The organism is Siphonobacter aquaeclarae, assembly GCF_900103285.1.
GTDB classification, from domain to species: domain Bacteria; phylum Bacteroidota; class Bacteroidia; order Cytophagales; family Spirosomataceae; genus Siphonobacter; species Siphonobacter aquaeclarae.
In genome coordinates this window covers 437,569-445,819 of the sequence record NZ_FNGS01000006.1, presented here as the reverse complement: position 1 = coordinate 445,819, position 8,251 = coordinate 437,569, and the positions used below count along the sequence as shown (strand labels likewise).

At 54.1% G+C, this 8,251-nt stretch carries 7 protein-coding genes, 1 tRNA gene and 1 pseudogene; 6 read left to right on the top strand and 3 right to left on the bottom strand.

The features are described 5' to 3' along the window. Positions 1-374 (bottom strand): annotated as a pseudogene (locus BLR09_RS17900) (hypothetical protein); the annotation flags it as partial. Between the two features lie 265 nt (positions 375-639). Continuing rightward, positions 640-713: transfer RNA gene (locus BLR09_RS17895), tRNA-Ala, on the bottom strand. A gap of 233 nt (positions 714-946) precedes the next feature. Here BLR09_RS17895 and BLR09_RS17890 point away from each other — a divergent pair. From BLR09_RS17890 to BLR09_RS17865, 6 genes are all read left to right on the top strand, one after another. Further along, complete coding sequence (locus BLR09_RS17890; RefSeq protein ID WP_093205310.1) at positions 947-1,582, top strand: peroxiredoxin; 636 nt, start codon at positions 947-949, stop codon at positions 1,580-1,582. A 136-nt stretch (positions 1,583-1,718) separates the two neighbouring features. Continuing rightward, on the top strand, positions 1,719-2,498 hold the full coding sequence (locus BLR09_RS17885) for a glycoside hydrolase family 25 protein (RefSeq protein WP_143011149.1): 780 nt from the start codon (positions 1,719-1,721) through the stop codon (positions 2,496-2,498). Positions 2,499-2,543: 45 nt separating this feature from the next. Further along, a complete protein-coding gene (locus BLR09_RS17880; RefSeq protein ID WP_093205305.1) occupies positions 2,544-3,131 on the top strand; it encodes a nitroreductase family protein in 588 nt (195 codons plus the stop codon). Between the two features lie 122 nt (positions 3,132-3,253). Further along, positions 3,254-4,900 carry a glucose-6-phosphate isomerase gene (pgi, locus tag BLR09_RS17875; protein ID WP_093205374.1) on the top strand — a complete coding sequence of 549 codons (1,647 nt, stop codon included), beginning with the start codon at positions 3,254-3,256 and terminating at the stop codon, positions 4,898-4,900. Positions 4,901-5,040: 140 nt separating this feature from the next. Continuing rightward, positions 5,041-5,886 carry a hypothetical protein gene (locus BLR09_RS17870; RefSeq protein WP_093205302.1) on the top strand — a complete coding sequence of 282 codons (846 nt, stop codon included), beginning with the start codon at positions 5,041-5,043 and terminating at the stop codon, positions 5,884-5,886. A gap of 75 nt (positions 5,887-5,961) precedes the next feature. Then, positions 5,962-6,744, top strand: a complete 783-nt coding sequence (locus BLR09_RS17865) for a hypothetical protein (protein ID WP_093205300.1) — start codon at positions 5,962-5,964, stop codon at positions 6,742-6,744. Here BLR09_RS17865 and hisS read toward each other — a convergent pair. After that, positions 6,741-8,102 (bottom strand): histidine--tRNA ligase, encoded by a 1,362-nt coding sequence (hisS, locus tag BLR09_RS17860; protein ID WP_093205372.1) that lies wholly within the window; start codon positions 8,100-8,102, stop codon positions 6,741-6,743. The genes BLR09_RS17865 and hisS overlap by 4 nt on opposite strands. Between the last annotated feature and the right edge of the window lie 149 nt (positions 8,103-8,251).

The following is an 8,251-nucleotide window of genomic DNA, read 5'->3' as shown; positions in this document are numbered from 1 at the left end:
GGGCCGTCGTCATAGGCTTTGACAGAAAAAAGGTAATACTGCCCCTCCCGGCCCGGAAAGGGAACGATGAGTGCAGACTGGGTGGAGGTCGGACTTCCTTTCAGACCAGTTCCGTTGGGAAGTAACTGATGGTCTTTTCCCCAGACACTTACGCCGTCGGAGTAAAAGAGGAGCTGCCCGCTTTGCGCATCCGAAACAACGGCGCTTCCTTCCAGTTGCCGCATCCGGCTTGCTTCTCCGGCCTGAGACAATCCGGACCCGAAGCGAAAGAAGGCGTAGTTACCGCATGCCCAGTGATCGGTTTCGTGCTGGGCAAAGCAGGGACTGCTCACCGACAGCCAACAGGCGCCTGCGAGGAATAAAAACTGCTTCATAGAGAGATTTGGTTGGTAATTTCGGTAGAAAACAGCACTGCCCGAACGGATGCAACGCCGACAGAGTAGCTTCTGGAAAACAATGGGACAAGATCTTCACGAGGGTTGGTCGTTTCGGACAGAAAGATACCAATCAACAGGTAAACACAAAGCAAAAAAGCTTATTTTTTACCTATATCAGCAGCAGGGAAATTAGTATCCGGTAAGACAACCCGGATCGACCGGAAACAAAAACGCCTCCGGTGAAAACCGGAGGCGTTTGAAGTGGAGAAGATCGGGCTCGAACCGACGACCTCTTGCATGCCATGCAAGCGCTCTAGCCAACTGAGCTACATCCCCGTCTGAAATGTGGGTGCAAAGATGGTGTTTCAAAGTACCGTTGTCAAGCAGCGGGGCTGAAAAATTTTGTATTTCTTTTCAGGAAAATGTCTTTTCCGATCCAGTAAACTGATAATCAGTCCCCGGGAAAATTTAATAGAAGTCTGGTAAACTTATAGACTATTCGGTTTGTTAATCCAGTTCAAACGTCCAAACTTTGCGGACGTACGTATAACCTTAAACTTTTTACGATTATGTCCTTACGGCTTGGAGACATCGCACCCGACTTTTCCGCAGATACTACTCAGGGTCCTATTCATTTTCACGAATGGCTCGGCAACAGCTGGGGTCTGCTTTTCTCGCACCCGGCTGATTTTACGCCGGTCTGCACCACGGAACTCGGAAAAACGGCACTTCTCAAGGGCGATTTCGAACGCCGCGGCGTGAAGGTGATCGCTATTTCGGTGGACGACCTCGATTCCCACAACCGGTGGACGCCCGATATCAAGGACGTGACCGGCACGGAAGTCAACTTTCCGATCATCGCCGATCCCGAACGGAAAGTCGCCGAACTCTACGACATGATTCACCCCAACGCCAGCGAAAAAGCAACGGTGCGGTCGGTATTCATCATCGGTCCCGATAAAAAAATCAAACTGACACTCACCTACCCGGCTTCAACCGGCCGGAACTTCACGGAGCTCCTCCGCGTCGTGGATTCCCTGCAACTGACCGCCAACTACCAGGTGGCAACGCCGGCCGACTGGAAAGACGGCGACGACGTAATCGTGACGCCGGCCGTTCCGAACGAGGCCCTCGCCGAGAAATTCCCGAAAGGCGTCACGCATGTGAAGCCGTACCTCCGGGTGACGCCGCAGCCAAATAAGTAGGTTTGCTGTTTTCAGTTTTCAGTTGGAGAACTGACCAATCACGGCGGCCCCCAACTGAAAACCGAAAACAGCAAACTGAAAACTGTAGACAATTTTTCCACGCTTGCCGGGTATTTTTGCCCGGCAAGTCTGGTTTATGGCCCGAAAAACAACTACTCTTTCTCCCAAAGCCCTGGTGACGGTCGGCGTGATTCTGGCCGGGTTTATCGCTGTCGCGGTCTGGTACAAGTATCGGCGCGGACAGGGTATCGACTGGAGCTATAGCCTCGACGCAGGCATTCGCCTTCCGACCGAATACGCCGTTCACGGCATCGACGTCTCCAAACACCAGGGCAGTATCCGCTGGGAAAGCATCCGGCAAACCGGCCTGCCCGGGGACGCACACCTCGAATTCGCCTACCTCAAGGCAACGGAGGGTATCTCCATTCAGGACAAGAAATTCAAAGCCAATTATACCGCCGCCCGCCAGGCTAACCTGAAAGTTGGCGCATACCACTTCTTTATTCCCTGGCGGGATCCGGTGCAACAGGCTACCAACTTCGTCAATACCGTGAAGCTCCGGTCGGGAGATCTCCCCCCTGTTCTCGACGTCGAATCGTCTCACGCCCTCAAGTCCGACGAGCAAACGATACGCGATATCGATACCTGGCTACAGCTGGTTGAAAAACACTATGGCGTCCGTCCTGTTGTCTATACCAACCGTCGCTTTTACCAGCGGTTTATCCGGGGGCATTTCGATGAATATCCCCTCTGGCTCGCCGATTACTCCTCTTCCGAAATCGCCGGAGATATTTCCGGCAAGCTCTGGTTCTGGCAATATTCCGAGACCGGCAAGGTCCGCGGCATCAAAGGCAAGGTAGATTACAATGCTTTCATGGGAGATTTGGATGAACTGGAACAAATCTGCCTGCCGTGAGGTTTATTTGTATGTATCTACATATAAATTCAACTTCCCTGAACCATGAGCATTAAAGTTCCGGCAACCGAACACCCTGTCAGCGATCTCGTACGCAACCGGTGGAGCCCCCGGGCATTTTCGCCGAAATCCATTGAACCTGCCGTTTTGAAGACGATTCTCGAAGCGGCTTCCTGGGCGCCAAGCGCCAATAACCTCCAGCCCTGGTCGTATGTCTATGCCACGAAGGAAAATACAGAGCAATTCGAAAAACTGAAGAGTATCCTCCTGCCCGGCAACCACCTCTGGGCGCAGCACGCGGATGTACTGATCCTCGCGTCAGCCATCACCGCATACGGCCCTGACAATACCCCGAACGCATATGCCTGGTATGATCTCGGTGCTGCCAATGCTACGTTGTTGCTGGAAGCCCGTCAGCACGACGTATTCGGGCACGTAATGGGTGGTTTCGACCGGAAAAAAGCAAAAGAAGTATTCCATTTTCCGGAGCACGTAGAGCCGGTGGTGGTCATCGCGCTGGGTCACCTGGGTGAAGCCGGTCAGCTCGACGAACCTTTTTATACCCGGGAAGTCACGCCGCGAAGCCGCAAGGCGCTCGGTGAGTTTGCATTTGCGGGCGACTTTCCTTCGTAACGTTTTGCCGGCCAATCCGGCGTATGGTATTTCTTCCTGTTGAAAAACTCCGGCCCGGACCTTCCTTCCGAACGGAGTTTTTTTCATTTTTGCCTCAAACTTTCCTTTTGGAGCTTATTCTCATGCTGAAATCGATCCCATTTAACCGGACGCTTGCCTACCAAAAGCTTCTCGCTCATTTCGAAACGGTTCAAACCGCCCAGATCAAAGACCTGTTTCAGGAAGATCCTGCCCGTTTCGAGCAATTTTCCCTTCGTTTCGAAGACATCCTGCTTGATTATTCCAAAAACCGCATCACGGGTGAAACCCGCCGGTTACTGCTGGAACTCGCGCAGGAGTGCGAACTGAGCGACGCCATCGGCAAACTGTTTTCAGGAGACAAAATCAACGCGACGGAAGACCGTGCCGTATTGCACGTTGCCCTTCGTAACCGCTCCAATACCCCGATCGACGTAGACGGCGAAGACGTCATGCCCCTCGTCAACGGTGTGCTGGAAAAAGCGCGTGTATTTTCGGAGAAAGTGATTTCGGGCGACTGGAAAGGCTACTCCGGCAAAGCCATTACGGACGTCGTCAACATCGGCATCGGCGGATCGGACCTCGGTCCGGTGATGGTTACGGAAGCCCTCAAGGCCTATAAAAATCACCTGAACCTGCATTTCGTCTCTAACGTCGACGGAACGCATATCGCCGAAACGCTGAAGGGCCTCGACCCCGAAACGACGCTCTTCCTGATCGCATCGAAAACCTTCACGACTCAGGAAACGATGGCCAACGCGCACTCCGCGCGCGACTGGTTCCTCAAAAGTGCAGCGGATGAGTCGGCAGTGGCGAAGCACTTCGTCGCACTCTCCACCAATGCAAAGGAGGTCGCCAAATTCGGCATCGATACCAACAACATGTTCGAATTCTGGGATTGGGTCGGCGGTCGCTACTCGCTCTGGTCTGCGATCGGTCTGTCCATCATTCTCAGCATCGGATTCGACAATTTTGTGCAACTGCTCGAAGGCGCACACGCGATGGACAACCACTTCCGTGAAACGCCTTTTGAACAGAATATTCCGGTAATCCTGGCCCTCGTCGGCATCTGGTACAACAATTTCTTCGGTGCGGAAAGCCACGTCATCCTCCCCTACGATCAGTACCTGCACCGGTTTGCCGCCTACTTCCAGCAGGGAGACATGGAATCGAACGGCAAGTATGTTTCCCGCGGGGGAGAGAAAGTTGACTACCAGACCGGCCCGATTATCTGGGGCGAGCCGGGTACCAACGGGCAGCATGCCTTCTACCAGCTGATTCACCAGGGTACCAAGCTGATTCCGGCAGACTTTATCGCTCCGGCCATCAGCCATAACCCGCTGGGCGACCACCACAAAATGCTTCTCTCGAACTTCTTCGCGCAGACAGAGGCCCTGATGAACGGGAAATCCCGGGAAGAGGTGATCGCCGAGTTTGAAGCGAAAGGAGTATCACCTGAGGTTTACGAACCGCTCGTGGCCTTCAAGGTATTCGAGGGTAATCGCCCGACCAACTCCATCCTCGTGAAGGAAGTTACGCCGCGGACGCTCGGCAGCCTGATCGCCGCCTATGAACACAAGATTTTCGTTCAGGGCGTGATCTGGAACATCTACAGCTTCGACCAATGGGGCGTGGAGCTCGGCAAGCAGCTTGCCAGCAAAATCTATCCGGAGCTTCAGGGAAGCGAAGCCGTTTCGAGCCATGACGGGTCGACCAACGGCCTGATCAATGCTTATAAAGCCTGGCGGTAACCCTGCCCCGCCGGTTTCTGACAGCCCCGGTTTCGAACCGGGGCTGTTCTTTTTCCGGAAATACTGAAAAAGGTAGCGGGGCGGTGAAACGCCGGCTTACCTTCGTGCGTAACGGTGAGTAACGTTTTCTCCCCTCTGACATGAAGTACCTTTTCCTATTCTTTTGCGTATTGGCCGGCTTTTCCTGCGCCGCCCAGGAAGTTCCGGAGATTCCCGAGTACTATTCCCCCGTCAAAAGCCAGCGGCTGAAAGCGCCGCGTATGGAAGAGGAAGTACTGCATCGCTGGTATGTCAATGCCGAAGGATTCATCCGAACCGACAACAGTACCCTGAGCAATACCTTCAATGACCTGATTTCATCGGGCTCCGTTAATAAATCCGGGTGGGGCGTACTGGTAGGTTATTCGTTTCGGGAAGTATGGGCGGCGGAAGCGGGTTATTCGCCCTCTCCGATCCATAATCAATTGACGATCAGCAACTCTCCCCGGGATTTTGTCTTCACCTATAAAAACGACTCCCGCGCGATTATCGGACGGGTAAAACGACAGCTTTTTTCAACAGGGCGCGTCAAAAACCGCTCCGGCTTCTGGATTTCCGGCGGCGCCTGGCTGATTCCGAATGCGGGCACGACGGTAGACGGCTTCGAAATCGACGGATACCTGTACAAACGCGGACAGCAGCACCCGGATACTGTCCAGATCACGTCGCTCACCAAAACTGCCACCTCCATGACCGCACTGCTGGAACTAGGCCTGGAGTACAACGTCCGGCTTTCCAACCGCCTGGGCCTCGGATTTTACTACCGGCATCTGTGGGGCATGGGAAATTCGATGTCTACGCACCTGACCTATACCGTTAATCACGCCAACACAACCACCTCCGATATCAAGGCTGACGGCAGCGGCTGGAGCCTCGGACTTTCCCTGCGGTATACCTATTCGCTGAAGCGGGATATCCGTGGCGCATACGGCGGGCGATCGGACTGATTTTTTTCAATTTCCGGCAGAAGAGAATTGAAAAACAAGCGGTAACTTTCTGATACAGCGTCAACCGGACCGGCTATGAAGCACGCCTACCTGTTTTTCGTTTTGCTCTGTTCTCTGACGGCAACCGCCCAGGTACACTATCCTGACGGGCCGTCGTCTCTCCGTAACGTCATCATCCGGGAAAAACGGGTATACATCGGCTTCGACCTCGGGGGCGGGTACCGCAATCAGGTACTGGTCCGGGACCGTACCGGGCGGCTTACCGCTTCGGGGCATGGTCCGGAGTTGGTGCCGGGCATTGTTGCCGGTTTTCAGCGCGGAAGCTGGTCATACGAAACCGGGATCTATAACCTACCCAGCACCATCGCCTATTCACTGGCATTCCAGCCTTCCCAGCGGGGCAGCGGTAGTCTGGGGATTCAGTATGCTCAGGTGCCTCTTCGCGTCCGGAAGAACCTTTTCGGCCCCGGGCAGCGCCTCAACATCGGACTATCGGGCGGAGTAGCCGCGCTTTTTAACTACAACTTACCCAAGGGAGTGATTCAGCTTCGGCAGGTACAGACGTCGCCGGATACGAGTGTGCTGCTGGTCGACCGCAGCAAGCTCTTCCGTAATTTCTCCGTTCTGCTGGAAATAGGCGGTGAAGTTTCGTACCGCCTGCATAAAAGCCTGTATGTATCCGGGTACTTGCGCCAGTTAATCGGCGTGGAAAGACTCTGGGGAAAGGAATTCAGCTCCGTACAGTATCCGGAGTATGGGACGACAACCGCCGAGACGCGGGCGTCAGGCCTGACGGCGGGAGTAGGACTCCGGTACCACTTCACCATCGGGAAGTCGTACCGGAGTATATTTGATTAAGCCAGTTTGGCCAGAATCTGATCGGCGGTGAGCTTTTCCTGCTCGCCGGTTGTCATATTCTTCAATGTGAGTAATCCCGATTCCATTTCTTCCGAACCGATCAGAACGACAAACGGAATACGCTTGCGGTCGGCATAATCCAGCTGCTTTTTCAGTTTGCTGCTTTCGGGAAATAGTTCGGCATTGATACCCGCCGCGCGCGCTTTCTGAAGCAGCGACAGGGAAAACTCCTCGGCCTGTGCATCGAAGTTTGTAAAAAGCAATCGCGTGGTCGTACCCGAATCAGACGGAAAGAGGTTGAGTTCTTCCATGACATCGTAAATCCGGTCGACGCCCAGCGAAATACCCACACCTGACAGGTTCGGCACGCCAAACGCAGCCGTGAGGTTGTCATAGCGGCCTCCGCCGGAGATCGAGCCGATCTGAACGCCGTTGGCCTTGACTTCAAAAATTGCACCGGTGTAGTAGCTCAGTCCCCGTGCCAGGGTAATGTCGAGCTGGAGTTTCTTTTCCGGAATACCCATGGTCCGGATGTACTTCCAGACCTGCTCGAGTTCCTGCACACCCTTCATCCCTACCTGGGAGTTCTGGAGCCAGTCTTTCAGGTTTTCGAATGCTTCCCGGTTAGACGTCGGCGCGCCGAAGAGCGGCTGGAGTTTTTTGATGGAAGCCTCGGACAGGCCTTTTTCCCGCAGTTCTTCCTCAACTTTTTCCTTTCCGATTTTGTCGAGTTTGTCGATCGCCACAAACAGCGCAGACTCCATACCGGCCACGCCGATTACCTCGGCAATACCGCTGAGGATTTTCCGGTTGTTGATTTTGATCGTGAAATCGCCGATACCGAGGCCGCCGAAGATTTCATGGAGCATGGCCACGATTTCGGCTTCACAGATCAGGGAAGTTGTTCCGACAACGTCGGCGTCGCACTGGTAAAACTCCCGATAGCGTCCTTTCTGGGGGCGGTCGGCCCGCCATACCGGTTGCAGCTGATACCGCTTGAACGGAAATGTCAGTTCGCCCCGGTTCATGACCACATACCGGGCAAAGGGCACGGTCAGGTCATACCGAAGGCCTTTTTCAGCGATTTTCGGCGTCAGTTTTTTGTAGCCTTCGTCGATATCGGCAGGTTGCAAACCATCCAGGAAGTTGCCGGAATTGAGGACTTTAAACAGCAGCTGGTCTCCTTCTTCTCCATACTTGCCCATCAGGACGGACAGGTTTTCAATCGTCGGGGTTTCCAGGGGCTGAAAACCATATTTCTGAAAGGTCCGCCGGATGGTGTCGAAAATGAAGTTCCGTTTCACCATTTGCTCGGGACCGAAATCGCGCGTGCCTCTGGGTAGTGTCGGTTTCTGTATACTCATCAGATGTGTATGTTCACGGGATGCCGCGGGGGAAGCGGCTATGCCCTTCTTCGCAAAACGAGCCGCAAAAATAGCATTCTAAACGCGAAGAGCGGGCAAAAACCCGAAAACAAGGCCGGTTTCTGCCGCTTTTCTTCTGCCAT

Bases quoted from the DNA above. Each gene is read 5' to 3' on its own strand.
- BLR09_RS17890 (WP_093205310.1), top strand. From the start codon at position 947: ATGTCCTTACGGCTTGGAGACATCGCACCCGACTTTTCCGCAGATACT.
- BLR09_RS17885 (WP_143011149.1), top strand. From the start codon at position 1,719: ATGGCCCGAAAAACAACTACTCTTTCTCCCAAAGCCCTGGTGACGGTC.
- BLR09_RS17880 (WP_093205305.1), top strand. From the start codon at position 2,544: ATGAGCATTAAAGTTCCGGCAACCGAACACCCTGTCAGCGATCTCGTA.
- pgi (WP_093205374.1), top strand. From the start codon at position 3,254: ATGCTGAAATCGATCCCATTTAACCGGACGCTTGCCTACCAAAAGCTT.
- BLR09_RS17870 (WP_093205302.1), top strand. From the start codon at position 5,041: ATGAAGTACCTTTTCCTATTCTTTTGCGTATTGGCCGGCTTTTCCTGC.
- BLR09_RS17865 (WP_093205300.1), top strand. From the start codon at position 5,962: ATGAAGCACGCCTACCTGTTTTTCGTTTTGCTCTGTTCTCTGACGGCA.